Origin of the sequence: Lysinibacillus sp. OL1, assembly GCF_004332175.1 — a bacterium.
Taxonomy (GTDB): Bacteria; Bacillota; Bacilli; order Bacillales_A; family Planococcaceae; genus Lysinibacillus; species Lysinibacillus capsici.
Genome location: NZ_SJDS01000010.1, coordinates 80,169 through 106,970 on the forward strand (window position 1 = coordinate 80,169; position 26,802 = coordinate 106,970).

Annotated in this window: 24 protein-coding genes and 1 pseudogene; 10 read left to right on the forward strand and 15 right to left on the reverse strand. The window is 35.8% G+C overall.

Annotated features, from left to right (window positions below; genetic code table 11):
• Positions 1-111: 111 nt before the first annotated feature.
• The 7 genes and pseudogenes from EW028_RS17345 to EW028_RS17375 form a co-directional block, all read right to left on the reverse strand.
• Positions 112-771, reverse strand: a complete 660-nt coding sequence (locus tag EW028_RS17345; RefSeq protein WP_131521766.1) for a hypothetical protein — start codon at positions 769-771, stop codon at positions 112-114.
• 144 nt (positions 772-915) lie between these two features.
• Positions 916-1,323: a MarR family transcriptional regulator gene (locus EW028_RS17350; RefSeq protein ID WP_054548503.1), complete on the reverse strand. Its 408-nt coding sequence runs from the start codon at positions 1,321-1,323 to the stop codon at positions 916-918.
• Positions 1,324-1,410: 87 nt separating this feature from the next.
• On the reverse strand, positions 1,411-2,442 hold the full coding sequence (locus EW028_RS17355; protein WP_131521767.1) for an alpha/beta hydrolase: 1,032 nt from the start codon (positions 2,440-2,442) through the stop codon (positions 1,411-1,413).
• Between the two features lie 12 nt (positions 2,443-2,454).
• Positions 2,455-3,072, reverse strand: a complete 618-nt coding sequence (locus EW028_RS17360) for a hypothetical protein (RefSeq protein WP_227744974.1) — start codon at positions 3,070-3,072, stop codon at positions 2,455-2,457.
• A 41-nt stretch (positions 3,073-3,113) separates the two neighbouring features.
• Positions 3,114-3,520 (reverse strand): annotated as a pseudogene (locus EW028_RS17365) (permease prefix domain 1-containing protein).
• Positions 3,517-3,846, reverse strand: coding sequence for a PadR family transcriptional regulator (locus EW028_RS17370; protein WP_004233468.1), 330 nt, complete (start codon positions 3,844-3,846; stop codon positions 3,517-3,519). Before EW028_RS17370 ends, EW028_RS17365 begins: the two are co-directional and overlap by 4 nt.
• 180 nt (positions 3,847-4,026) lie before the next feature.
• A complete protein-coding gene (locus EW028_RS17375) occupies positions 4,027-5,217 on the reverse strand; it encodes a M14 family metallopeptidase (RefSeq protein WP_131521769.1) in 1,191 nt (396 codons plus the stop codon).
• Positions 5,218-5,406: 189 nt separating this feature from the next.
• Here EW028_RS17375 and EW028_RS17380 point away from each other — a divergent pair, with 189 nt between their 5' ends.
• Entirely contained in the window at positions 5,407-8,148 is a 2,742-nt protein-coding gene (locus EW028_RS17380) for an ATP-binding protein (protein ID WP_131521770.1), read from the forward strand.
• A 5-nt stretch (positions 8,149-8,153) separates the two neighbouring features.
• Positions 8,154-9,008, forward strand: coding sequence for a CheR family methyltransferase (locus tag EW028_RS17385; RefSeq protein ID WP_131521771.1), 855 nt, complete (start codon positions 8,154-8,156; stop codon positions 9,006-9,008).
• 39 nt (positions 9,009-9,047) lie between these two features.
• On the opposite strand, the gene EW028_RS17390 is transcribed toward EW028_RS17385, so the two are convergent.
• Both EW028_RS17390 and EW028_RS17395 read right to left on the reverse strand, forming a co-directional pair.
• Positions 9,048-10,196 carry a SpoIIE family protein phosphatase gene (locus EW028_RS17390; RefSeq protein ID WP_131521772.1) on the reverse strand — a complete coding sequence of 383 codons (1,149 nt, stop codon included), beginning with the start codon at positions 10,194-10,196 and terminating at the stop codon, positions 9,048-9,050.
• A 151-nt stretch (positions 10,197-10,347) separates the two neighbouring features.
• A complete protein-coding gene (locus tag EW028_RS17395; protein ID WP_131521773.1) occupies positions 10,348-11,355 on the reverse strand; it encodes an HAAS signaling domain-containing protein in 1,008 nt (335 codons plus the stop codon).
• Positions 11,356-11,485: 130 nt separating this feature from the next.
• Here EW028_RS17395 and EW028_RS17400 point away from each other — a divergent pair, with 130 nt between their 5' ends.
• Complete coding sequence (locus EW028_RS17400; protein ID WP_131521774.1) at positions 11,486-12,742, forward strand: GNAT family N-acetyltransferase; 1,257 nt, start codon at positions 11,486-11,488, stop codon at positions 12,740-12,742.
• 17 nt (positions 12,743-12,759) lie between these two features.
• Here EW028_RS17400 and psiE read toward each other — a convergent pair whose 3' ends face one another.
• Positions 12,760-13,212, reverse strand: coding sequence for a phosphate-starvation-inducible protein PsiE (gene psiE / locus EW028_RS17405; protein ID WP_131521775.1), 453 nt, complete (start codon positions 13,210-13,212; stop codon positions 12,760-12,762).
• A 207-nt stretch (positions 13,213-13,419) separates the two neighbouring features.
• On the opposite strand from psiE, the gene EW028_RS17410 reads away from it, so the two are divergent.
• Positions 13,420-13,644 carry a hypothetical protein gene (locus EW028_RS17410; RefSeq protein ID WP_004233486.1) on the forward strand — a complete coding sequence of 75 codons (225 nt, stop codon included), beginning with the start codon at positions 13,420-13,422 and terminating at the stop codon, positions 13,642-13,644.
• Positions 13,645-13,699: 55 nt separating this feature from the next.
• Here the strand turns inward: EW028_RS17410 and EW028_RS17415 are convergent, their stop codons facing one another.
• Complete coding sequence (locus tag EW028_RS17415; protein ID WP_131521776.1) at positions 13,700-15,430, reverse strand: methyl-accepting chemotaxis protein; 1,731 nt, start codon at positions 15,428-15,430, stop codon at positions 13,700-13,702.
• 194 nt (positions 15,431-15,624) lie between these two features.
• Complete coding sequence (gene guaC / locus EW028_RS17420) at positions 15,625-16,608, reverse strand: GMP reductase (protein WP_004233490.1); 984 nt, start codon at positions 16,606-16,608, stop codon at positions 15,625-15,627.
• Between the two features lie 235 nt (positions 16,609-16,843).
• Here guaC and EW028_RS17425 point away from each other — a divergent pair, with 235 nt between their 5' ends.
• Entirely contained in the window at positions 16,844-17,263 is a 420-nt protein-coding gene (locus EW028_RS17425; protein ID WP_016992246.1) for a VOC family protein, read from the forward strand.
• Positions 17,264-17,324: 61 nt separating this feature from the next.
• On the opposite strand, the gene EW028_RS17430 is transcribed toward EW028_RS17425, so the two are convergent.
• Both EW028_RS17430 and EW028_RS17435 read right to left on the reverse strand, forming a co-directional pair.
• Entirely contained in the window at positions 17,325-19,274 is a 1,950-nt protein-coding gene (locus tag EW028_RS17430) for a methyl-accepting chemotaxis protein (protein ID WP_131521777.1), read from the reverse strand.
• Between the two features lie 279 nt (positions 19,275-19,553).
• Positions 19,554-21,503 carry a methyl-accepting chemotaxis protein gene (locus tag EW028_RS17435; protein WP_131521778.1) on the reverse strand — a complete coding sequence of 650 codons (1,950 nt, stop codon included), beginning with the start codon at positions 21,501-21,503 and terminating at the stop codon, positions 19,554-19,556.
• 225 nt (positions 21,504-21,728) lie between these two features.
• Between EW028_RS17435 and EW028_RS17440 the strand changes: the two genes are divergently transcribed.
• Positions 21,729-22,109 (forward strand): VOC family protein, encoded by a 381-nt coding sequence (locus EW028_RS17440; RefSeq protein WP_131521779.1) that lies wholly within the window; start codon positions 21,729-21,731, stop codon positions 22,107-22,109.
• A gap of 86 nt (positions 22,110-22,195) precedes the next feature.
• Here the strand turns inward: EW028_RS17440 and EW028_RS17445 are convergent, their stop codons facing one another.
• Positions 22,196-22,942 carry a hypothetical protein gene (locus EW028_RS17445; protein WP_131521780.1) on the reverse strand — a complete coding sequence of 249 codons (747 nt, stop codon included), beginning with the start codon at positions 22,940-22,942 and terminating at the stop codon, positions 22,196-22,198.
• A gap of 282 nt (positions 22,943-23,224) precedes the next feature.
• On the opposite strand from EW028_RS17445, the gene EW028_RS17450 reads away from it, so the two are divergent.
• The 4 genes from EW028_RS17450 (at position 23,225) to EW028_RS17465 (ending at position 26,795) form a co-directional block, all read left to right on the forward strand.
• Positions 23,225-24,424, forward strand: coding sequence for an acyl-CoA dehydrogenase family protein (locus EW028_RS17450; RefSeq protein ID WP_131521781.1), 1,200 nt, complete (start codon positions 23,225-23,227; stop codon positions 24,422-24,424).
• Positions 24,425-24,427: 3 nt separating this feature from the next.
• Positions 24,428-25,291 (forward strand): transporter substrate-binding domain-containing protein, encoded by an 864-nt coding sequence (locus EW028_RS17455; protein ID WP_131521782.1) that lies wholly within the window; start codon positions 24,428-24,430, stop codon positions 25,289-25,291.
• Between the two features lie 82 nt (positions 25,292-25,373).
• Positions 25,374-26,081 (forward strand): amino acid ABC transporter permease, encoded by a 708-nt coding sequence (locus EW028_RS17460; RefSeq protein ID WP_131521783.1) that lies wholly within the window; start codon positions 25,374-25,376, stop codon positions 26,079-26,081.
• Between the two features lie 12 nt (positions 26,082-26,093).
• A complete protein-coding gene (locus tag EW028_RS17465) occupies positions 26,094-26,795 on the forward strand; it encodes an amino acid ABC transporter permease (protein ID WP_131521784.1) in 702 nt (233 codons plus the stop codon).
• The last annotated feature ends 7 nt before the right edge of the window (positions 26,796-26,802 follow it).

A 26,802-nucleotide genomic window follows, 5' to 3' on the forward strand; every position in this document is an offset into this window, starting at 1 on the left:
AAAAACCAGCGAGTATGGATAAGCCAGCGCTTAAAAGTAATCCAACATAAAGTACAGATAATACCACTAAAGCTAATGAGCAAAAAAAAGTCTTTAGCATTTTTAGAAGTATCATTCTTTTTCCCTCCGTATAATGTGGTGCACCTTTGAATTCGAAGCTATCGAATAATCATCCGTATAGTAAAGTGTCCCAATCACACTATTTTCCCCAACATGGACGACTTCCCCTTCCACAAACTCTGCATTTGTATTAGATAATTGTAGGTGTTTTCCACTAATTGTGTGACAACGTAATATTTTTTTAAATAACGGAAGAAGAGTTATCCTATCCTTTTCTATTACCACATTTTCAGCCCTTAACCTGTCAATTCCGCTTTCTCCCGATAACTTCAAATGAAAGTGATTAGCGACTATTTCCTCAGCCTTGACTATTCCAATGGCATCAAATTGCTCGCTCTGTAATTTCTCTTCAACCATTAGCTTTCCAGAACTATTGATTTTTTGGATAAAACCATTACGTATTTTAATATTCCCAGCATTTGTGAGTTCTCCGATTTGACAAAAATCCTTTAACTTACACGAGCCAGAGCTATTAAATATCTGCGCTGTAACTGGATAATAGAAGGAGCTATGACCATGAGTGGACACTTTTATTAAGTGTACTTCTTGTTGTAACGATACAGCTCCTCGAATGTTTAATTGTTCATAATTAGCATCCAAATGTTTAACTGTGCCATTCGTTTGTGTAAGGGTACGGAGTTTTTGAAACATAAAGTCACCTCATTATAATTTAATTAATATATATTTTAATAATTAAAATATATATTAATTAAATTATATGCTACTTCCATTTGTCAAGAACAAAAGCACTGCTTAAATTAAACAATAAAAAAAGGATTTCAATTTGTTGAAATCCTAAAAAATTTTATTCATTAATTGGTTTACTTCGCGTAAGATATTGGCCATGTCTATGAGTTTATCCTGAGAAAACTTTAAAAAGATTTCTTGAACCTTCATGTCACCAATATTGGTTAAAGCCATTTTGACCACACGTCGATCATTATTTTCTCTAATTCTTTGTATGAGTTCGAGTTTTTCCAGTTTATCGCACATAGAAGTTACAGCTCCGGGTGTTACACTAAAGAATTCAGCAATTTCTGTTGCCTTCATCCCATTATTTATTTTTAGCTGTAGGAGTAATATTAATTGGTTTTGTGATAACGCTTCTCCTTCAGATAGAAGATCTACAAACATTTTCGACTTCTGCTGTATTTCCAGCATTTCTTTCATAATAATTTCTACATTGTTTAGATTTTCTGGCATATAATCACGTCCGCTAAAATATTTAATAATTAAATTATATAGCAATTAAATAAATGCTACCAAGTGTAGAATTACTTTAAGAAATATTTATTTTTTAAAAGTCATACGCATCCATTCGAAAAATCTCTCTTTTTCTTCGAACTGGGGGTAGTGAGCAGATTGTTCATATGCTATGAATTCTTTTTTCTTCGCGATAATTTGGTCGAAGTACTTTTTAGCGCTATTCGATGATGTTTGATAATCATAATCCCCCATTACAAAATAGAAAGGAAGAGTCAGTGAATTGACTTTCGCAGGAAGTGGGGACTGTAGGACTTCGTTTACTAAAACTTCTTGGGATAGGGATATCCCCTTGCTATATCGAATAATATCTAACAAATTATATTCGGTACTAAAAAGCATCCCTAACATATTTCCATCAGGGTTAGTAATAAGTCTTGTAGCTCCACCGTATTTGCTCACTAAATGACGAGGCGTAAATGTTTTACCACTACTAATTTCCTCCATTAACCTCTGTAAATGTGCAACATCCTCTGTGTTACTCTTAAGCTGAGCCTGTTTGATCGTAAAGTGTAAACTGTCCATCTCACTTTCAACGGTATTACTCATTTGACCAATCCCTACATAGGCCTCATATTTATCAGGAGCTTTAGCAGCTGCTTGTGTGGCAATATAGGTACCGTAGGAATGACCAATTAAGATAATTTTTTCTTTATCTAGATGATTAGCAATATAGTCAGTCAGTGCTAGTAAATCCTCCACAAGCAAATCAGATGAAAGATTTGAGTAGTCCTCAAAAAAATGATAAGACTTCCCACTAGCCCTTTGATCATAATTTACCACTGTAAATTCGGTTTCCAATAAATCTTGATATTTTTTAGCGTAGGGTATTTCAGAGCAACCTGGTCCGCCATGGACAAAGATGATGACAGGATTATTTTTGTTATTGCCCCGTATCATGATTTCATGATCACTGCCGTTAATTTCTACCTGTTCTAGCGTACTGATGCTATTCAGGTCTTCTATAGATGATGTCCATGTTGGAAATACAAGTGCTAATAATAGTAAGGAGGTCATAATCAAGACAAGATATTTAATGAACTTTTTAATCCTTTTCATACAATCCCTACTTTACATGCGTTTCATAAAGCTAGCATGATACATTTTTCTTTTATACACATAAAAATACATACTCAGAGGCCACCAAAGTGTCACAAAAATAGGGTAAATCGCCCATATAACGCTTGGTGAAGAAACAACATTTACTGTAATGAAAAAGATACTAATTAGTATCGTAGCTGTAACGGAGAATGCTACAAAGGTTTTTCGTTGCGCGTGATATAAAGCTAGAGGCCACCATATCACTAAAAAAGCAGGATAAATTGCCCAAGGGTATTGAGGAGATACAATTATATTCAATATAGAGTAATAGATGATGGTAGAAGCACATCCAATTAGGGCTGTTTTTAACGTTTTTGCCTTTTCATCTAAGTACATGAGGATTGGCCACCAGATAATAGGATAAATCGCATAGACAAACCATAAATGATCTGGTGCGTAAATATAATTTTCAACTATTAGAAATGTAATAATTAAGGCACTACAAACAATTGAGTATTGTTTATACAATTTTTTAGCCATAAAGAATAACGTAATAGGCCAAAGCAGTAGCAATAAGCATGGATATACAAACCACATTGTTTGAGGAGATGTCGTATAATTAACAGCCCCTAAAAAAATCATTGTCATCAAGCTCCCCACTATAGAAAAGTTAATAAAATTCCTCATGTTTATTCACCCCATTTCTTACGAGACCACACAAAGTACATCGATAAAGGCCACCAAAGAATGGCGAAAATCGGATAGATTGCCCAAATAGTATGTGGTGTGTAATAAAGATTAATAAAAATAAAAAATGCAATGATTAAGCCACTACCCCAAATTGAAAATTCTAAGTTTAATTTGGCCATGTTTTTTTTGCTGGTTCTTTAACACCTAACTCTTGCTTTAAGTCTTCGATATCTCCAAATTCTACAATGGCTTTATTAATGGCATCCTCTTGTTCTTTACCTTGGTCCATCAAATAAAATACTTTTTCTTCAAGATTTTCAATGATTTCCTGTTTAACCATTTCCGTTTCGTTAGTTCGAGGAATGTCTTTAAAAAGCTCATCAATATGGTTTTTTATTCTTTTCATTCTAAGCCCTCCATAAATAAATCGATTATTTCCTTTACTTCCGACCATTCTTTCACTAGCTCATTTAAATAGGCCTTACCTAATGATGTAATACGGTAATACTTTCTTTTGCCTCCATGTGAGACATCTCCATAATAGGCTTCAATAATTTCTTTTTTTTCGAGACGTTGAAAAACTGCATACAAAGTTGCTTCCTTGATTTGAAACCGATTGTTTGTACGGAGACTTATTTCCTGAGAAATTTCGTAGCCATAACGGTCTTTTTCTGAAATTAACCGCAAAATAATCGAATCCAAATGTCCTCGGATAATATCACTGCGAACCATAAGTCACCTACTTTTTTTATTGCTCTATCTGTCAGAGTAATAGTAGCAAACATTACTCTGTCTGTCAAAGTAATTTATTCCCCTTTTTTTACAATGATGATGAGATTTTCAATAAAAAAACCCATTCGCTGAAAAGCCCAAAAGGACTATTTCATAGCGAATGGAGTTCGAGTACTCTTTTTACATATACAATGCAGCAAGGAAAATCCCTAAAGACTCCTCGTAAATGTCATCAAACTGGCTGATTGGTAAAGGATTTGTACCACTTCCTAATTCAACAGTGAAGCCTGGTCTACGCCAATCTTGAATAAACCAATCCTTATAACCAGCATAGCTTCCAGCAGATTGAACGGGCTCATAGCCACTTACTCTACTAAATTCATTTACAAGCACCTCTGATTCTGGGGGCTCTAGATTTTCAAAGCCCCAATATATGACACGTCCCTGTGTATGAAAGGCTAATACTCTTGAAAAATCACGTTGCTTGGTCAAATCAGCCATTGCAATGGCTTCAGGTTCAGATAGTGGTCTTTCACCACCATAATCTCTTGGCCCTGGTGTTTTTGGATTACGGGCACTTTCCAGCTCCCATTTGGCAGGGAATTGGTCATTCAAATCAATTCCATGAATATTTGCTTTCCAGCCAGAAAAATCAGCGTTATCATTATTCCATGCAATTAGTTGATTTCTTAATGCTTCATCATTTGGTGGACCTTGTATTACTAAATCTACGCCATCAGGATTTACCATTGGAACGATAGAAAGGAATGTTTGCTGATAAAGAGAAAATGGAGAAATTCCGCGAATACTACTTTGATTGGTGAGGGCAAGCAAATAGTCATTTAAAAATGTTAGAATAATAGGTGTAGTAATCCATTCGTTTGCATGGAATGAGCCATTATAGTGTACACGTTTTGCACCATGGCCAATTGACAGCTCAGGTAGCTCTTTCCCTAAAACGGAGCTGCCAATGTTTGAGCTATGAAGAAAAGGATATGCGTCAAGGAGCTTTTTGAGATCGTTCATCATATGGGTATACGTGTAATTTTGCTTACCTTCAACTAAACGCCATGTGATACGTTGAGGTATGCGAATCATTTGACCGATTTGTAATCGATTTGGACTGAACTCAGGATTAACAAGCAAGAGGGCGACTAGGGGAAGGTTTCGGCTCTGGGCAATCTGCCAAAAAGAGTCTCCTTGTTTAATTTGATAGTTGTTGGTCACAAAACCAGGAATACGAACCCGTTGTCCAACTCTTAAAAATTGGGGATTTATATTTTCATTAGAATCTAAAATGAGTTGAAGAGGAATTTTAAATACCTCACTGAAATGCCAAAGTGAATCTCCTGGTCTTACGATAATATCCACATGTTTTCTCTCCTTAATTAAATTAGAAATGGTTCAATATAAAATGTATATGATAAATGCATAGACTTATTGATACAAATTCAGCAAAACTTCTTTATTAAGAATCTAAAATAGGAGATAATTAGTTATTTTTACATGTATACTAGTAATCATACTAAAGTAAAAGAAAGGTAAAGGTAGGAAAACCAAATGTTAAATAGATTAAAATTGGGTATACGCTCAAAGATTTCATTAGGTTATATCGTAATCATTCTTTGCCTACTTGCGACGGTTGTCATATTAAATAATCAAATTACATCTTTGCAGAAGGAAAGAAATTTTATTATTAAGTACGATTCCAATGTTCTAACTTTAACGAATGAAATTGAAAAATATATATTGGATATGGAATCAAGTCAGCGAGCTTTCATCATTACGGGTAAGCAAAGTTATTTGGAACCCTACGATAATGCAGCTGAAAATTGGAAAATAGATTTTAATGAACTCTATCAACAAATGAAAGATAAACCAGCTCAGCAGGACAAACTTAAAGAGATAGAGGAAACAATTGAACATTGGATTGCAACGTCAGGGGAACCAACTATTCAATATAAAAAGGATAATGATGTAGAAGCAGTAAATGATTTTTTTAAAGTGGATAATGGTCGTCAGGATATGGAAAAAATGCGCAAATTATTCGATTCATTCCGTGCCACTGAAAATGCTTATACACAGGCGAAGGCTAGTCAGTTAGACAAGCGAAATAGTAAATTAACTAGTGCTTTATTTGGGATCTTAATTTTAGTCTCTACAATAGCCATTGCCATCGCTAGTGGCATTTCCCGTTCAATTGTAAAAACGATAACGGAAGTAACACAAACAATTCAAGAAATAGCAGCTACAAAAGGTGATTTCACAAGAAGAATTCATGTGAATACAAATGATGAAGTGAATGAACTTGCTAATGCAACGAATACACTTTTAGAGTCAGTTGAAAAAAGAGAGTGGCTACAAAGCAATGTAGCTGAAATCGTGACAAATTATCAAGGTATTTCAGCAATTACAAAATTAGCGGAGACTTTCCTATCAGAAGTAGCACAAAAAACCCAAGCATCCCTTGGCGCATTTTATGTTCGGGAAGTTACAGAGAACCAAGTACAGTTTGTGAAAAAGGCTGCTTTTGCTGACACGGATGATGGTGTTGGTATGGAGAGTTTCAAAATAGGACAAGGGTTAATCGGTCAATGTGCATTAGAAAAAAGAGTACTATTCTATGACAATATTCCGAGAGACTATCGTTTAATCAAAACGGGATTAGGTGAGATTAGACCACAAAATATTTTATTGATTCCTGTCATTTTTGAAAATGAAGTTATAGCGGTTGTTGAAATAGCAACAATGGCTAAGTTCAGTAAGTTACAGCAAGAACTCGTGAGACAGGTCACTGAAACCTTTGGGCTAACAGTGAATAGCGTTTTAGGGCGTATGGAAATTGTTCGTCTATTGAATGAATCAAGAGCAATGACTGAGGAATTACAGGTTCAATCAGAGGAGCTTCAGACACAATCTGAGGAATTACAAATGCAGACGGAAGAGCTGACAATGATTAATGAACAGCTTGAGGAACGCACGAAAGAGGCAGAGTCCAAATCAAGAGAGCTAGAGAAAGCGAAGAAGGAATTAGAAGAAAGTGCAGAGCAGCTTATCCTTAATTCCAATTACAAATCCGAATTTTTAGCGAATATGTCACATGAATTAAGAACACCTTTAAACAGCATATTAATATTATCGGAAATGCTAGCAGAAAATAGCCAACACAATCTAACAGACGAGGAAGCAGAGTTTGCTAAAGTTATTCATTCTTCAGGAGAGGACTTACTTGCTTTAATCAATGACATATTAGATTTATCTAAAGTCGAGGCAGGGAAGCTTGATATTATTTTTAACGAAGTGAATATGAGCGAAGTACCTGTACAAATTGAACATACCTTCTCACCAGTTGCGAGGAAGAAAAACTTAGCATTCCATATTTCAAAGGCAGATCATGTAGTGGATGTATTCTATACGGATGAGAAGAGATTCCAGCAAATCTTAAAGAATTTATTATCGAATGCCTTTAAATTTACTGAGCAGGGTTCTGTCACATTAGACATTAACCAGCTTACACCAGAACAACTAACAAACAATATGCAGGATATAAGTACTGATTGGTTAGAAATTACAGTTTCAGATACAGGAATAGGTATTCCAAAAGACAAACACCAGCTGATTTTTGAATCATTCCAGCAAGCAGATGGAGCTACGGTCCGAAAATATGGTGGAACGGGTCTTGGTCTTTCTATTTGTAAGGAATTTGCCAAATTACTTGGTGGCTGGATTACTTTACAAAGTACTGAAGGGCAAGGTAGTAGTTTTATGTTAACGCTTCCGAGCCTACCAAATGGAATTGAAGAGGAGCACTGCCAAAAGCTTGCCATGAACGAAGTGGCTGTTACGACGGTGGAAGAGGAACAAATCAAAGAGCAGCCAGTAGCAATGGAAGAAGCCCTTCAACTTGAGGTTGAGGTGTTTCAAGGGAAAAATATTTTAATAGTTGATGATGATAACCGTAATATTTATGCGTTAAAAACGGCATTAGAAAAAAGAGGCATGCACATTCTAGTTGCCAAAGATGGGCTAGAATGTTTAGAGGTCTTGCAGGCTAATCCAGATATCGATCTTGTTCTGATGGATATAATGATGCCTAATATGGATGGCTATGAAGCGATGACTATTATTCGTCAGCAAATGAAACGTATCGATTTGCCAATCATTGCATTGACTGCTAAAGCGATGAAAAATGACCGTGATAAATCATTGCAGGCAGGTGCATCTGATTATATTAGTAAGCCATTAAATTTAGATCAATTAATATCAGTTTTAAGAGTATGGTTAGTTTCTAAGGGGAGTTAATGAACATGGAACAATTTCAGCCTTTGGAGCAAAATATACAATTAAATAAGCATACAAATTTAGAAATTGATTTGTTACTAGAGGCTATTTATCGTTTATCGGGCTATGATTTTCGTCAATATAATCGTTCATCCATTTCGCGCAGAATCTACAATAGGATGGGGATAAATAACATCCCAACGATTTCACGTGTACAAGAAAAGGTCATTCATGATAAAGAATTTTTAGAGCAGATATTAAACGATTTTTCGATAAATGTAACAGAGATGTTCCGCAACCCAAGCTTTTTTAAGGCCTTTCGTGAAACGGTCATCCCTGTTTTACGAGAATATCCAGAAATCCGTATTTGGCATGCAGGTTGTGCAACAGGTGAAGAAGTATATTCTATGGCTATCTTGCTTCAAGAAGAGGGGCTAATAGAGAGATCTGTAATTTATGCAACAGATATGAACGAGCAAGTATTGGAAAAAGCTAAGAAGGGGGCCTTTCCAATTCATAAAATGCAGGCATATACAAAAAACTATATGCTTGCTGGAGGTGCCCATGCTTTTTCAGAATACTATCAAACAGATTATCAATATGCTTACTTTCATCCAACATTATTGAAAAATATTATTTTTGCTCAACATAATTTAGTAACAGATCATTCATTTAATGAATTTCATGTTGTTCTGTGCAGAAATGTTCTTATTTATTTTTCACCTAAGCTGCAGAGCCAGGTACATCAATTATTTTATGAAAGTCTAAGTGACAAAGGTTTTTTATGCTTAGGGGATAAAGAAACATTGCGATTTGAAGAGGTTATTTCAAAGTATAAGGAGATTTCTGGAAACGAAAGAATTTATCAAAAAATGTATTAATGAGTAAGAGGCTATCTTTAACGGATAGCCTCTGCTTTTTTATATAGTTTTAGTGCTAGCTTGAATCATTAAAACACACATGTCATCAGGCTGATTCTCTTGTTTATCCTTAGGCAAAAGGTTATCGATTAGGCATTGTGAATAATCCCACTTGGAGGATGTTAGCGTTTGCAAATGCTTTTCTGATTCTAATTCACAGGGTCCCATTGCCTCTAATACACCGTCTGTAAATAACACGATTTGAATGTCATGCTCATATTGAATAGATTGCTTTTTTACTTTTATTTCATCGAAGAAACCGACTGCACAGCTACCCTGATCTAATGGAATACATGATTTTTCATCGATTAGTGCATATCCAGGAGGATGGCCAGCATTTATGTACTCGACTGTTTTTTGCTCTGTATCAATGATTAAATAAATCGCTGTAAAATAATAAAGATTATTCTCTTTCCCATCTTGTAATAGCGTCATATAACGATTCAGTTCTTGGATGACAAGTTCAGGTTCCACCAATTGCTTAACCGCCTCTCTTAGAACAGAGGAGATGAACATACAAACCAACGCTGCCGATATACCGTGACCCATCATATCCAATAATATAATGGCATAACGATGATCGTCTATTTTGTACCAATAATACATATCTCCTGCCAAATTAGAGGATGGTAAATAAGAAACTTCAATACGGATGTCCTTCTCATTTAACGGTGGGCTAAGAAGACTCCTTTGTACATGGGTTGCTAAATCTAGTTCATATTGTATTTTCTTTTCATGCTGTGTGTGCCAGTCTAATTCTGCCTTTAAACGTAAGGCAACACGCATTCTGGCAAGCAACTCTGTTTTATTAATTGGTTTAGTAATATAATCTACACCACCAATGTCTAGGGCTTCTGCCAGTTTGTTTTTATCCTCAAGTGCTGTAACAAAAATGATTTGAATATCTTTTAATCTCTCATTTTGCTTAATGCGTTTGCAGGCCTCAATACCATCTACTTCCGGCATCATAATATCTAACAAAATTAAATCTACTGAATTTCCTGTCGGATTGGGTGCATCTAATTGTAAATAATCAAATAGCTCATAAGCAGATGAAAGAGAAACACAGTTTTCATAACCTGCATTTTTTAGTATTTTCTCAATGACAAATAAATTGACTTGATTGTCATCAACTAGAAGAATGGTCATAGTACTTTCCCCTTACTCTGATTGAATTGTGCAGATTATTTTTCATGTATATAAAATACTTTCAACTTTATCATTATACAAAACATCAAAGAATAAAGGTATTTTGGCGATTTGAATGTGTGATTTACTAAATACATGAATTAAAAGGAATTTATATTTTCGCTTTTTTAAATCCTTGGTAGATATCAAATGCATTTGCTAAAACAGCAATAATTATACTGACAAGTAGGATTTTATCAATAGTGAAGGCAACTTTAGCTGAGGTTGTTTCTGTTATAGCCGCAATATAAGGAATAGAGGCGCTGTGAATAAAATCTTGGTGTATCGCTATTAAAATAAACACAATTGTTCCTACACTTTGAAGTAGTGCATTAGTGATGGCGATAGGCATTGTCCACTGTCCTGCACGCCATTTTAATAAGGTTAAAGTTAGACTTAGGATAATACATAGTAAGACCATGGGAACAAACGCTTGTAAAATATTTTGATTAAAGATAGGCATAACAAATTTCAAGCTGCCGTTGTCATTCGTTGTATAAATACCTAAAAGACGATAGGCATTCCAGTAAACAAAAGAAAAAATAAGTATTCCTAAAAGGCTAAAAATCGTATCACTTATAGGAATGATTTTATCTTTGGGAATCTTTTTAATTTGTATTAAATCATCAGGTGACCATGGCTTGGTATCTCTCAGAAAAGGGATCGAAAACTTTTCAGCCCCAGAACGGTCCTTAATAATAAAAATAACCGTAACCCAAAACAAAACTTGAAATAACACAGCAATAATTGCAACAATAATCCCTACAAATGCTGTAATAATGGTTGTGAGAAGTGCTTCTTCTCCAGAATAGAGAACCATCTTCTCTATTATTTGAACAATGATCGTAATAAGAATTGCCCAAGGAATAATTAGCTTGATGGTTCTTGTATATTGTTCAAAATTCTTTGGACCAATTAAAAAGTGGGGAGTAACCTGATAGCTTGCAGCAACTTCTGAAGGGCTTCCAAGCTTCCTAAGTACTTCCTTCACCTCAGATTCTGTATATTGCTCTGGCAACATATCCTCAATAGTAGCCTTTAGTTCAACCTTGATTATCTCACGTTTATTTTTATGTAGCCTTTTAGTCACTTCGTGAATATATGAATCAATTAAAGTCATACATTTTCCTCCTTTAATCATTTTCAGTACTCATTAATTGGTCGTGGTAATATATGTTATTATGGGGTATAAAAATTAATATGAAAAATTCGTGAACAACATGCAACAATTTGAAAATGGAGGGGACATAATGAGGGTTGTAGAGAAATTATTAAAAGAGCAAGATTTTGTAGCCTTTGTAAATATCGTTGTAGGTGCATATCCAGGAAGATTGAATGGTACACATACAACAAAAGAAGAGCTGAAAAAGCATTTTATGCAAAATCAGAGCAACGATGAATCTCTTCATTATTATGGACTTTGGGAAAAGGACAAACTCATTGGTGGTATGCGACTACATGACTTTCAAATGAATCTGTTCTCTAAAATGTTACCAATTGGTGGGGTAGGACTTGTTGCAGTTGATTTATTACATAAAAAAGAGAAGGCTGCAAAAGAATTAATCCAACATTTCTTTAACATCTTTTTAGAAAAAAATATTCATTTTGTGGCTTTGTATCCGTTTAGACCAGATTTTTATAAGAAAATGGGTTTTGGCTATGGACCGAAAATCTATCAATACTTGGTTGAGCCTTCGAGCTTCCCTAAAGGACCAACCAAAAAGCACCTTAAATATTTGACAGTTGAAGATCAACAACAGCTAGTAGATTGCTACAACAGGGTAGTAGCAAAAAAACATGGGATGTTTCTTAAAACACAATCGGAACTATCTTTTATTTTTAATAATCCAGATAACTATGTGATTGCAATGGAACAGGAAGGTACAGTTCAGGGCTATATTGCCTTTTCTTTTAATAAACAAAGCGATAGTAATTTTATGCTCAATAATTTGGTCATTAAAGAGTGGATCTATGAAACTCCTGAGGCTTTGCTAGAGCTTAGTACATTTTTAAACAGTCAAGCGGATCAAGTAACCCGAATCGAATGGAATACACAAGAAGAAAATGTCCATTTCTTTTTAGAGGATGTAAGAAATGGTACAAATCATTTAATTCCAAGTGTATATCACGCAAGTGCCGTGTCAGGAGTTGGTCTAATGTACCGTATCATAAATGTGAAGGGCTTTTTTGATGAGCTCCTAACACGCAATTTTAACGGTGTCACTTTGACATTTAAATTGAATGTTATGGATTCGTTACTGGCAAAAAATAATCAGCAACTTATTGTTGAGGCTGTTAACGGTACAATTAAATTGCTAGAAAGTGATAGCTATGATGTTGAAGTAACGATAGATGTAGCTGAGCTTTCATCACTAGTAATGGGCGTCGTAACGGTCCAAGAGCTATTTATGCTGAGTCGAATACAGATTAGCGATAATCAGTATTTACAGGCTTTACAGCAATTCTTCTATGTGTTTGAAAAGCCCACATGTATATCGGCATTTTAGAATGGGCGTGAGGGCTTTTAATCTTTTTTGATGAGAATGGAAGAACGTGTTGGCCTTTCAAGTGGCGTTATATTGATAATAAAGTAGCTTATGATTAGTATGAGGATAATTAATGAATAAATTAACGTATTTAGAGGATGATCATGCTCCACAATAATTAATCGAATCATCGCTGTGATACCTATATAGATAAAATATCGAAGTGGAAAATGGTAATCCTCCTTAAAATATTTAATGATCATTGTGATGAATTCGAAATATAAAAAGAAAATAAGAATATTGGCAAGGAATAGTTTATAATCACCATCTTCCTTAGCGAATAGTAATATTTTAAGAAATTCAATTAGCTCCTTAAATAACAAAAAACAGAGAATGAGTGCTAATAGTACAAGGCAAACATTGAGAAAGAGCTGTAGAGATTTTGGCACAACTTTAATGAGCTGTAAATAAGTCGTATTTTTTTGATTCATCCCATTCCTCCAATCGAGTTTTGTAAATACATCATCATATGGTCGAGTAGCTGTGTATTATGATATAAATATAACAATTTGTCGTAAATCTTTTCTTATGATTTTGTAAAGTTTTGGTATATTTTAATGAAAGAAAGTTTTCAAAATAATTTAGTGGTATGCTAAAATAGATGTGCATGAATATAAAATATAAAAGGGGTTTTTAAAATGGCAAAAGCTGCAAAAACTGATGCGAAAATTACACCAGAACGTTTAGAAGAAGCGTTAAATGTTCGTGATCGACTTATTATCGAGCTACTGGTACAAGTACTTGATGAAAAGCTAGTAATTGAGCGTCCTGTATTACGTGAACGTCTAGGAAACCTTGTAGATCTAGCAGATCACGATGCAGAGCTTAAGGAAACAATCCACGCAGTAATTAACAAACTATAATGTAAAAGAGGAATGCTACGGATATGCGTAGCATTCTTTTTTATATAGTATTTTATCATGTAAAGCGTTCTACCAAGTCGTACATACGCTCTGCCTCTGTATGAAGCTCCATAGAGGAGTGCATGATAGATGTCACCGCTGACTTTTGTTCGTCAATAGAAGCATTAATTTGTTCAGTAGCTGCGGCAGATTGTGTAGCGACACTTGCTATTTCATTGATGGCGTTCATCACGACTATTCGATTTTCCGCCATGTCATTCATTCCTTTGTCTAAAGAAACAAGGTGCTTTGTAATGTCATGAATGGAGTCTGCTAGGAAAGTAAAGGCTCCCTTTACTTCCGTAATCGACATTGCCTGATTTTGTGACAGTTGGAGCGTGTGTATCATTTTTGAATCTGAATTAGCGGTATCGACCTCAATACGCTGTAATAGATTTCTAACCCGATTCGTGGCTTCATTCGTATCCTCAGATAAATGACGGACTTCCTCAGCTACGACAGCAAACCCTTTGCCATGTTCACCTGCACGGGCTGCTTCAATACTTGCATTTAGTGCTAATAGATTTGTTTGTTCAGAAATGGATGTAATTGTTTGTACGACTTGATGAATTTCTTTCATTTGGCTCGTCAAACTTGAAAAAGTTGTTCTCAATTCCTCAATCACTTGCGTAAACTCACTTGAATTTTGAAGTAATACATCTACTTTTTGTCTACCGTTTTCTTGAGATTGATTAATGATATTCATATTTTCTGTAATCTCACTATATTTATCTGTAGCATTTGAGATAAGTGAGGACAATGTTTCTACTTTACTAATGGCCATTTCTGCTTCCTCAGCTTGTACTACAGCTCCCTTAGATATATCATTGATGGCTTGATGAATTTCATCAGCAGAGGCAGTCGTCTCCTCAGTAATGGCACTCAGCATTTCTGAAGAAACGCGCATTTGGGACGCGCTATCCTTTGTATTGTTGACCATTTCGTATAAGCTACGTTTCATATTATTCACGTTACTAGCTAGTATACCGAGTTCATCTTCTGTAGTAACAGGTATGTCATCACCAGTTAGCTTGCCTTTAGCAATATCAGATGTAATGACCATAATTTTTCGTATATAGGTTGTCATTCGTCCAGAGAAGAACCAGAAGAGTGATACACCAATAATCGTTGCAAGGAAGGTCATGCCTAGTGTGTAATATAAAACATTATTTGTACCCGCATTAAAGTCCATTTCGTATGTACCAGCTGCTATAATCCAGCCCCAATGCTTGTCCTTTTCTACATAAGTAATCTTAGGCGCAACAATTTCAGGATTTGAGGGAAGGGCCCAATCATAACGTACATATCCTCCTCCAGCATTTGCTGCTTCAATCATTTCTCGTACAAAATAGCGCCCATCCTCTGTTTGTAAATCTGAGATATTTTGTCCTTCTAGAGAGGGGTGGGTTTCAACCATACCACTATCTCGGAAAGCATAGAAATAAAAATTATCTCCATATTTAACGGGATTATCAATGGATCTTTTGTTATCTTCATTTTTATGACCAACGATCTGTGTTCTAGCACTTTCCTGAGCTTCCTCTAGCGTTAATTTCCCATTTTGAACTTGAGTATCTAACTGTGCAATAAGTTCAAGTATGCCAAGTGTGCCGTTTTTAAGACTATCTCTACCTACCTGATCGAGTTCTCCTTTCACGACCATATAATTGACGGTTCCAACTAGGCCTGTTGATAGTAGAATAACGATAATAGCGAGACTAACAAGTTTATTACGTACTGATTTCATAAGATACAACCCCCGTTCCTTCATTCCTTCATTATAGTTCTATTATAATATATAATTTTTTAATAAAATAGAAAATTCTGAAAATAAATATTGTCTTTTAAGTGAAGAGTCCCAAAAAAATCACCCCAACCAAGAGTAAAAAGCAGCTCTTAATTGGGGTGATGTTGAAGCTTAATATAGCGGATTTACATCGATTAGTATACTTTGTCTCCATTGAAAATAGAATTCTTCACGATCACATAATCAACATTGCGAATAGCCTCTAGCTTTGTGCCACCAGCATATGAAATAGATGACTGTAAATCTTGTTGCATCTCGATTAATGTATCTTTGATGCTACCTTTATGTTCAACGTACATTTTCTTACCTTCGACGTTTTTACGTTCGCCTTTTTGGAATTCAGAAGCAGAGCCGAAGTATTCCTTCACTGTTCTACCTTCGATTTCGATTGTTTCACCAGGTGACTCTTCATGACCAGCGAATAATGAACCGATCATTACCATTGAAGCACCAAACCGTACAGATTTAGCGATATCTCCATGTGTACGAATGCCACCATCAGCAATAATTGGCTTTGTAGCAGCCTTTGCACACCAACGTAGTGCAGCTAGTTGCCAGCCGCCAGTACCAAAACCTGTTTTGATTTTAGTAATACATACTTTACCTGGTCCAATCCCAACTTTTGTTGCATCTGCACCAGCATTTTCAAGCTCACGCACCGCTTCAGGTGTCCCTACATTACCTGCAATGACAAAGCTTTTTGGCAAATGCTTTTTAATATGCTGAATCATACGAATAACAGCATTTGAATGACCGTGTGCAATATCAATTGTAATAAAATCAGGTACTAAATTAGCAGCTGCTAATTCTTCGATAAATGTATATTCCTCTTCTTTTACACCAACGCTAATAGAAGCAATTAAGCCATTTCCTTGCATTTCTAGAATAAAGTTTCGACGAGTTTCTGGTTGGAAACGGTGCATGATGTAAAAGTAACCGTTTTCAGCAAGTTTCTTAGCAAGATTTTCATCGATAATTGTTTGCATATTTGCAGGTACTACTGGCAGTTTAAAAGTGTGACCACCTAAAGTAACAGAAGTATCACATTCTGAACGACTTTCTACAATACATTTTGCGGGAATAAGTTGAATATCCTCATAGTCAAATACGTTATCCATTATATACACTCCTAAAATACGAATATTTTTTAAGATTTAATTTAAATTGTTCGCCATTTGGTAATTTACATGATTTTTGAGTAAATGTCAAAGCTTTTGTGAAAATAAATAAAAAATTTAAAAAGAAAGGAGCAAACTTACTTTGAAGATGAAATATTCTAGTTATAATTTGTGTTATGTTTTGTAATCCATGTACAATAGAATTGTTTCAAAAAATGACAAAGGAGTGTTGAAAATGGCAGTAGAGGTTTATTTGAATTTTAATGGAAATTGTCGAGAGGCAGTTGCGTTTTACGAAGACGTTTTTAATACGGACAAGGCTGAAATTATGACGTTTGGAGAGACACCACAAAATCCAGACTATCCATTACCAGAAGAAGCAAAAGATCTTGTCATGCATACACGACTTATTGTATTCGGTAGTAGAATTATGTTCTCAGATACATTTCCAGGCATGCCATTTTCCACAGGGAATAATGTCACATTAGCTGTTGTATCCGATGATGAAGAGCAAATGCGTCAAGCATTTGATAAGCTTAAAGAAGGTGGTAACGTGAGAATGGAGCTTCAAGAAACATTTTGGAGCAAATGTTACGGCTCACTTACAGATAAATTTGGCGTTGAATGGCAATTTAGCCATGAGGTAAATGAATAATGAAATAACATGATAAAAGCACGATGATGGGGCTAAACCAAGTATCATCGTGCTGTATTATTTAGTAATTAAAACGGTCTACATAGCCTTGTAATTCATCTGCCATATCAAGCAATGTTTTAGCAGAAGAGGCGATTTCCTGCATGGAAGATAATGTTTGTTCCGTTGAAGCGGCAACCTCTTCAGATGCAGCTGCGTTTAGTTTGGCATGGTCTGACAGTTCAATAGCAGTTGCGGATACCTCCTCTACAACGGCAGACATTTCTTGTGCTGAAGCTGATATATCCTCCATTTTAGGAGCAATTTCACGAAGACTTCCAACGATACTTGAAAATTTCTTTTTCGTATCCTCGGATAGCTGTAAACCTTCTTGAACGTCTGCAGAAGCTTTCGTCATCGTTTGTACAGATTTAGCGGTATCTTGTTGTATACCTGTAATTAGAGTAGAAATTTGCTCTGCTGATTGATGAGATTGCTCCGCTAGTTTACGTACTTCATCTGCTACAACTGCAAAGCCTTTACCGTGTTCACCTGCTCGTGCTGCTTCAATAGCAGCATTAAGAGCAAGAAGGTTTGTTTGGTCTGAAATTGCGCTAATAATTTCTATAATGGAGCCAATTTCTTTTGTACGATCAAATAAGGATTTAATCATCGTATCGGATTGAGCCACAGAATCATGAATGGATACCATTTGATTAACAGTGTGCTCAACAGATTGACTACCTTCCTCCGCTAATTGGATGGCCTGGCTGGATAGGTCTGAAACTTGTAGAGCACTATCTGCTACCTCTACAACACCCTTTGCAATCTCCTCAATAGAAACAGCATTTTGATCGATTCCCGTTGTTTGTTTTTCCGTACTAATCGCTACCTGTTGCATAGCCTCTGTCACTTGCTCAGATGCAGCGATATTTTGCTCAGCATTCGCTGAAAGACCTTGTGCCGAGGTTTGAACATGTTGTGAGCTTTGATCAACATTGCGGATCAGTCTTTTTAAGCTAACTTTCATTGAGACAAATGCTTCAGCAAGCTGTCCTATTTCATCTTTCGTATGAATATCAATATACTCTGTCAAATCACCTTCACTAATTTTAAGAGCACTTTGCTGTAGTTGTTTAATTGGGTTAACAATAGATTTAATCATTGAGAGCATAAAGATAATACCAACAATAATAGAAATACCAATAATGAGTAATGTAATAGTAAAGGTTGAGGTAGCAGCGTTAGTAGCCTCTGCAATGAACATTGTACCAATTATCTTCCAGCCTGTGATTTCATTTGTTTCAAAGCGTAAATGACGGTCACCTTCAGTAATAATACCTTCCTGCTTTTCGTAAATTTTTGAAACATAATTTTCCGTTGCCTCTGTGCCGCTTTCCTTATCTTTTTGAGCAATATATAACTTATTATTATCTAACAGAGAGGCAAAGCCCGTTTCTCCAATACGTGTTTGATCTGTCAGTGCACTTAGAAGAGAGATATTTAAATCTAAGGCAATTACGCCAGAATCATCAGGAAGAGCTTGCATAATTGTCACAACGATGTTATTGGTTGATTTTGAGATATATGGAGAAGTGATGGATACATGCCCTTTATTATCAATGGCTTCTATATACCAAGGACGTTTACGAGGATCATAATCACTTGCATAGTCATGGACAGGTTCATCAATGATTCGCCCATCAGCAGTCCCTATGTATACTAGCTCGACTTCTGGGTGTGTATTTATATATTCCTGAAAAAGACCTTTTAATTCAGCTTTTTTATCATCTTGTAAATAAGACTGATTTATTTTCTTGGCAAAATATTCGATATCATGAACTCTAGGAGCAATTGTATTAGTAATATTACTATTAAGCATACGCACACTTTCCTTGGCGCTTGCTTGCTGCTCTGCGAGTATTTGATTTTTGGTACTTTTAAAGGAGGTATACCCGATTAAAAGTGCGGGAATGAGAAGTATGACTAAAAATGCAAAGATGAGTTTCTTTCTTAAACTAATTCGTTTCATATAGTATTCCTCCTTAAACGACAATATTGAAGTGTAATACAACTAACTACTTGATTGGTTTTATTACACTAGTAGTCTCCTAAGTCGTTCAAATGTTTAATCTGATTCTAAGAGGAAAATGAATAATAATCAACACAATTTTCCGAAAAATCTGTAAAATAAAGTTATGTAACGCTATTATTTGTAGAAAAATATCCTATTTTGTAATTTTCTATCTTTTTGGAATAGAAAAAATCTGAGTTCAATACTATCTTGAACTCAGATTTAGCAGTTAAATAATTAATATTTAAAACGATTGACATAACCCTGCAATTCATCCGCCATATCGAGTAGGGTTTTGGCAGACGAAGCCATATCTTGCATAGAAGATAAAGTTTGTTCCGTGGAAGCGGCAACTTCTTCTGTAGCAGCAGCATTTAATTTTGCGTGATCGGAAAGTTCAATAGCGGTCGCTGATACTTCTTCTACAACGGCAGCCATTTCTTGAGCAGATGCTGAAATATCCTCCATTTTCGGCGCGATGTTTCGAAGACTTTCGATAATACTCGCGAATTTTCTACTTGTATCTTCTGTCAATTGTAAGCCCTCTTGAACATCTGTCGATGCTTTGACCATTGTCTCTACAGATTTTGCTGTATCTTGCTGAATAGTAGTAATGAGCGCAGAAATTTGCTCTGCTGATTGATGAGATTGCTCTGCTAATTTACGTACTTCATCAGCCACTACCGCGAAGCCTTTGCCATGTTCTCCTGCTCTAGCAGCTTCTATAGCTGCATTAAGTGCTAATAAATTCGTTTGAACTGATATAGCACTAATCATTTCTAAAATGGACCCGATTTCTTTCGTGCGATCATATAGTGCTTTAATCATTGTATCTGATTGCGTTACAGAATTATGGATAGAATTCATTTGCTGTACAGTTTGTTTGACAGATTGTCCACCTTCTTCTGCCAATTGGATAGCATGGCTAGATAGGTCAGAAACCTGCATGGAACTGTCTGCTACTTCAACAACGCCTTTAGCAATTTCTTCAACTGAAATGGCATTCTGATCAATACCTGTAGTTTGTTTTTCTGTACTAATTGCCATTTGGTGCATGGCATCAGCAACTTGCTCTGAGGTAGCGATGTTTTGTTCTGCATTAGCAGATAAATTTTGAGCGGCTGTTTGGACATGTTGTGAGCTTTGATCAACATTACGAATTAATTTTTTTAAGCTCACCTTCATAGAGATAAAGGCTTCTCCAAGCTGACCAATTTCATCTTTAGAATGGATTTCAATAAACTCCGTTAAATTACCGTCGCTAATTTTTAATGCGCTTTGCTTCAATTGATTAATTGGGTTAACAATAGACTTTATCATGAAGAGCATGAAAATAACGCCAACGAGAATGGAAACAATAATGATAATTAAATTTATATTTAATGTGGATGCCGCAGCTTTTGCAGCTTCCGCAGTAAACATCGTACCAATTACCTTCCACCCAGTTAACTCATTCGTAATAAATTGTAAGTGACGGTCTTTTTCAATGATCGTACCGCTTTCCTGCTCATAAATTTTTGTAATGTAGCTTTCCGTTGCCTCTGTACCACTTTCTTTATCTGGCTGAGCAATGTAAATTTGATTGTTATCTAAAAGAGAAGCGAAGCCCGTTTCTCCAATACGTATATTATTCGTAATGTCACTTAATGTAGAAATATTTAGATCTAATCCTAATACACCGGAACCATCTGGTAATGCCTGAGTAATTGTAATGACAATGTCACCTGTAGATTGTGTAACATATGGTGCAGTAATTGAGGTCTTCCCATTATTAGCTAAAGCCTGCTTATACCAAGGCCTTGTCCGAGGATCGAAGCCATCAGGATACTCTTGAACAGGCTGATCAAATAGTTTGCCTTCAGCAGTTCCAATATATATCAGATCTACTTCAGGGTGCATGTTTACATATTCACTTAATAATGACTTTAGTTCTAAAGTACTCTCGTCTTGAAAGTAAGTTTCACTAAATTTTTGTGAAAAATATTGTACATCTTTCAATTTGGGTTCAATCATGTTTGTAATATTGGAATTTAGAATGCGCACACTTTCAGTCGCACTTGCCCGTTGTTCCTCTGAAATTTGCTGTTCAGCACTTTGGTAAGATACTATTCCAATCAATAGTGTTGGAATGAGAAGCATGGCTAAAAACGAAAAAATAAGCTTTTTTCTTAAACTTAGTTGTTTCAATTGTATTATCCTCACATAATATTTTATTCTATACTTTTCCCTTAAAGGTAAATAATACTCATTCTATCAGAAATAAAAGAAAAGTTAAGTACTTTGAATTAATTATTTCTTAGTAATGTATATCATTATCAATTTTTCGAAATTTCCCTAAATTGATGGCATTAGAAGCTATATAAAGCCGCTTTTTGATGTATACTAATGCTCAAAAGAGGAGGGAATGAAGACATGATTCATCAAATTGGACAGGTAATGTTATATGTTAATGATCAAGATGCAATTGTGAAATTTTGGACAGAAAAAGTGGGGTTTGTTGTCATTTCTGAACAGGAAGAGGCAGGCATACGCTGGATTGAAATTGCACCAACTAAGGAAGCTCAAACATCCTTTGTGCTTCACAACAAAGAAATTATTGCTAAAATGCAACCTGATCTAAATTTAGGAACACCTTCTATTATGTTTTACGCTGATAAAATTGAAGAGATGTATCAAGATTTTCAGGCAAAGGGCGTTAAAGTAGGAGATCTAGTCATGATGCCAATGGGTAGGGTTTTTAATTTTGCTGACCCTGAAAATAACTACTTTGCCTTGGTTGAAAAGAAAAAGTAAATAACGGAATCTGCTTGTTTTTTGTTAGAGTTAAGTAAAAATGAGCAGATTCCTGTTTTAGCTTATTTAATAGCTAGATTTGTGGTCTATGATAAATCTTCACCAAAAATACCAACCGTTTGTCGATCTATTACAAATTCATGGCCATTCCATTTTAAAATATTTTCTACATAGCCTAATCCATCAGCATGATATCTACCTGCAATTTCTTGATATCCTAAAATTTCATACGTTCCATCTCGGTCGTAATCAACAGGATATAGTCCTCCAAAAGGATCTACCCAGCCTTCAATCGGTTGCTTCAAGGTGCCATCTGGATTATAAATTTCAGCTAAGTAGTCGGCTCCTTTATACTGTAAATCAATTGTGTATTTAATAGCAGGATTAAAACTCTGAACAACAGCCTTATAATGATCTACATAATTGACCTTATATTTAAGTTTATTATTAAAAGATTCTGCATCAAAGATGGAACGAACTTGATTGTTGATGGAGGAAAAAATCTCACCATTTACAATTCCGCCGCTACCTCCTGTATCAGACACAACCAGAATATCCTCAATATGATTACCAGTAAAATCGCCCAAGAAAATAGTCGGATTATAGCCCATATTTTGTTTCAATGGAATTTGCTCCATTTGTCGTGTTTGACCATCAAAAATAGACAGTGTTAGATTTCTCCAGAAAGGACTATCAGGCTGTTTAGTGCCCATTAAAAAAATGGTTTCAAAAAAACCATCCCCGTTAATATCTCCAAACTTAGTTTGAATAACTTGTGGAGCAGAATGGGTTATGATTCCACCGTTTAGTGGTGAATTTAAATTATTGGTCATATATGCACCTCTTTCATTAGTCTTAGCATATGTTGTAAGAAAAGCTTGGTGCATAAATCAAAGGTAAAAGTTGAAACTTTGTAATACATATTAAACTTACAAAAAAACTTGAATATCACCCATTGACATTTTCTAATGCGAAAAGTATTATAAGTGTCAACGAATCAGAAAATTCAGTACCAAATAGTATCTCACTACATTCATGTAGCAAGAGATTTTTTTTCATTATCAATCCTTAGTAAATTTATACGATTTATATATATTGGGAAGAAGGAGATTCATTTGAAGAATTTATTTGTAAAAACAGAGCGACAACGATATTGGCTAGATCAGCTAGCTGCTATAGCTGAGCCAATCAAGGCAGAGGCTGTTGAGGTAGATGAGCAATCTCGTTTTCCGTTCGAAGCACATCGGTTACTTTTACAAATTGGCTATCCTCAACTTACTTTACCGAAACAATATGGCGGAGAAGGGTTATCTGTCTATGATATGGTCCTCGTACAAGAGACGCTAGCAAGCTATGACGAAAATGCCTCTCTTTCCCTTGGGTGGACATTAGGTGTTGTCGGTGAAATTTATGAAACTAAACTATGGACTGATGATCTATTAATAGCTTTTGCTGAAGAAATAAAGAGAGGGGCCATGATTAATAGAGCGGTTAGTGAGGCGGCAACAGGTAGTCCAACGCGAGGAGGGCGGCCAGGGACAAATGCCATTTCTACTAAAGGAGGCTGGCTAATAAATGGGCGCAAGATTTTTACGACTGCGTCTCCGGTGCTCGATTATTTCCTTACCTCCGCTTGGATTGAAGAAAAGCAGCAAGTTGGCTTCTTCCTCATTCATAAGGATGCAGCAGGTCTATCCATTGAGGAGAATTGGGAGATGTCTGCAATGCGAGGCACAAGCAGCCACGACCTTGTATTAAAGGATGTGCTTGTTGCAACTGAACATTTAGTAGAGTTACCAAGTCATCCGAGTGGTGGCAAAATAAATGGCTGGATACTCCATATCCCAGCAACTTACTTAGGTATTGCACAAGCAGCCCGTGATTATGCTATTCATTTTGCTAATCACCATCAACCGAATAGCCTGAATGCGCCAATTTGTACGTTGCCAAACGTACAACAGCTTTTAGGGGATATTGAATTAAAGCTCCATCAAGCTCGTTTTGTCTTATACGGAGTGGCTGAGGCTTACGATGATCCTGCTAGACGTGGACTAATAACAAATGAAATGGCAATTGCTAAACACACAGTAACAAACATGGCAATAGATATAGTCGACAAAGCGATGCGTGTAGTGGGGGCGAAAAGCTTGCAACTATCCAATCCATTACAGCGTTATTACCGCAATGTTCGTGCAGGGCTTCATAATCCACCGATGGATGATATGACGATAATTAAATTAGCGACTGCCGCTATTGAACAGCAGAAATTATATGAAAATCAATCATTAAATCACGTGAAAAATAAGGAGAAATGACATATGAAGAAGAATAAGATTTTTCAATTTGCTGCAATTGGTTTGGCCTCTATAGCATTATTAGCAGGTTGTAATTCAGGAGAGTCTGCAGATAAAGATGCGGGTGATGGTGAAAAGGTACGTACAGTAAAAGTAGCCTACGATCAAGCGTCAAAGCCTATTAGTTACATTGACGATAATGGAAATCCAACTGGTTATGATGTAGAAGTAATGAAATTAGTAGATGAATTGTTACCTGACTATCAATTTGAGTATGTAGGTACAACAAGTGATGATTTATTAATTGGTGTGGAGCAAGGGAAATATCAAGTAGGGGTTAAAAACGCATTCTTTACTCAGGAACGTACAGAGAAATTTATTTTCCCGAAGGAATTCTTAGGTTTAAGTAGCGCAGGTATAGTTTTGCGTAAAGAAGATGAAGGTGTGAAAACATTAGCGGATTTTGCCAAAAAGGGCTATTCTTTAGCACCAATTGCTGCAAATAATGCTCAATATACAATTATCGATGAATATAATACGGCAAATCCAGATAATAAAGTAAAACTTGAGGCTGGTGACGCCTTTACTGTCGATGTAGTGCAGTGGGTAAATGAAGGTCGTGTTGATGGTGGTGTCATGATTGAAGGCCCATTTAAACAACAAGTACTTGCAGAAGATGGTCCATATTATAACCTAAAAGATGACGTTGTCTATAACGAATTTGCTGTTATAAAAACATGGCCACTGTTCAATAAAAAAGAGCAGGAATTTGCTGACGCTTATGATAAAGCAATAGCTCAGGTTAAAGAACAAAAGAAAACAAATGAATTAAGTACAAAATTCTATGGCCGTGATTTATTTGAAGTACTGGAAAACGTAAATCGTTAGTTTAAATCGGAACGAATAGTAAGGCTGTTGAGTCAGTAATGCTCAGCAGTCTTTATTCATAAAAACAAAAGTTGGTGAGGAAATGGATAAATATTTTGACGCAACCTACATTTGGAACGCAATCCCAGTGTTATTGCCATTTTTAAAAATTACGTTCTTAGTTGCAGGGTCCTCCATTATCTTAGGTACCCTATTCGGCTTATTGCTGGCGGCAGCTAAGCTATCTTCAGTCAAGTGGCTAACTAAATTCGCCAATCTGTATACAACGATTATGCGTTGTACACCCTCCATTGTTTTGTTATTTCTTGTCTATTATGGCGTCCCAGCATTAGCAGAAAATGTTGGTCTTAATCTCCATTCAATTGAAACGGCCATATTTGTTGTCGTAACATTCACCTTACAATTCGCAGCAATCATGTCAGAGGTGATACGGTCTGCCTACTTAGCCATCCCAAAAGGGCAGTTTGAAGCAGCCGTTAGTGTTGGGCTAACACCATTCCAAGCCTATCGTCGAATTATTTTCCCGCAGGCACTGGTTGTTGCTTTACCAAACTTTGGAAATGGCGTGATTGCTTTATTACAGGAAGGTGCACTCGCTTATACTATTGGTCTAATTGATATTGTAGGTAAGGCAAATCTAATTATTGCAAGTAACATCAATGCTCATGCCTTAGAAATTTATATTGCATTGGCTATTATTTATTGGGTGTTATCTATTTTTATAGAAAAAATATTTACTATATTAGAAAAAATATTTGGTAAGGGTAAGAAGACCCTAGAAACAACTTAAGGAGGCGTGAAGGTGAATTATCAATTTTTACTTGAAACATTTTTCGTAGCTTTGTCTGGTGTTCCTATCGCGCTCCTAGTCACAGTTGTTGCTTTGGTGATAGCTTTGCCACTGGGGTTTTTATTAGCACTAACTAGGATCAATAAAATTCCAGTTATCCATCATCTAGCGAAGATCTATGTTTCTTTTGTTCGAGGAACGCCGATTATTATACAAATTTTTATTATCTATAGCAGTATACCTTTAATGTTGAAAATTATTTTTGAAAAATATCATATTGCGTATGATATTTATAAAATCAATCCAATTTGGTATGCGTTTATTGTATTTGCATTCAGCTCAACAGCCATTTTAATTGAGGTCTTTCGATCGGCATTAAGTACCATTGAAAAGGGGCAACTAGAGGCTGCACACTCAGTAGGTTTATCAACATTCCAAGCATATACACGCATCATCATTCCACAGGCATTAGTAGTGGCATTGCCGAATATTTGCACAGCTACAGTTAATCTCATTAAAGCGACATCGCTAGGCTATGCAATGTCGCTTCCTGAAATTACACTGAAGGCAAAAGTAGCGGCAAACGTTGGCTACAATTATGTAGAGGCCTATATGGATATCTTTATTGTGTACTTAATTTTATGTAGTACGGTTGAATACTTGTTTAAGCGTTATGAGAAATATTTAAGTAAATACAAAATGGCAAATGTCTAAGGGGTGA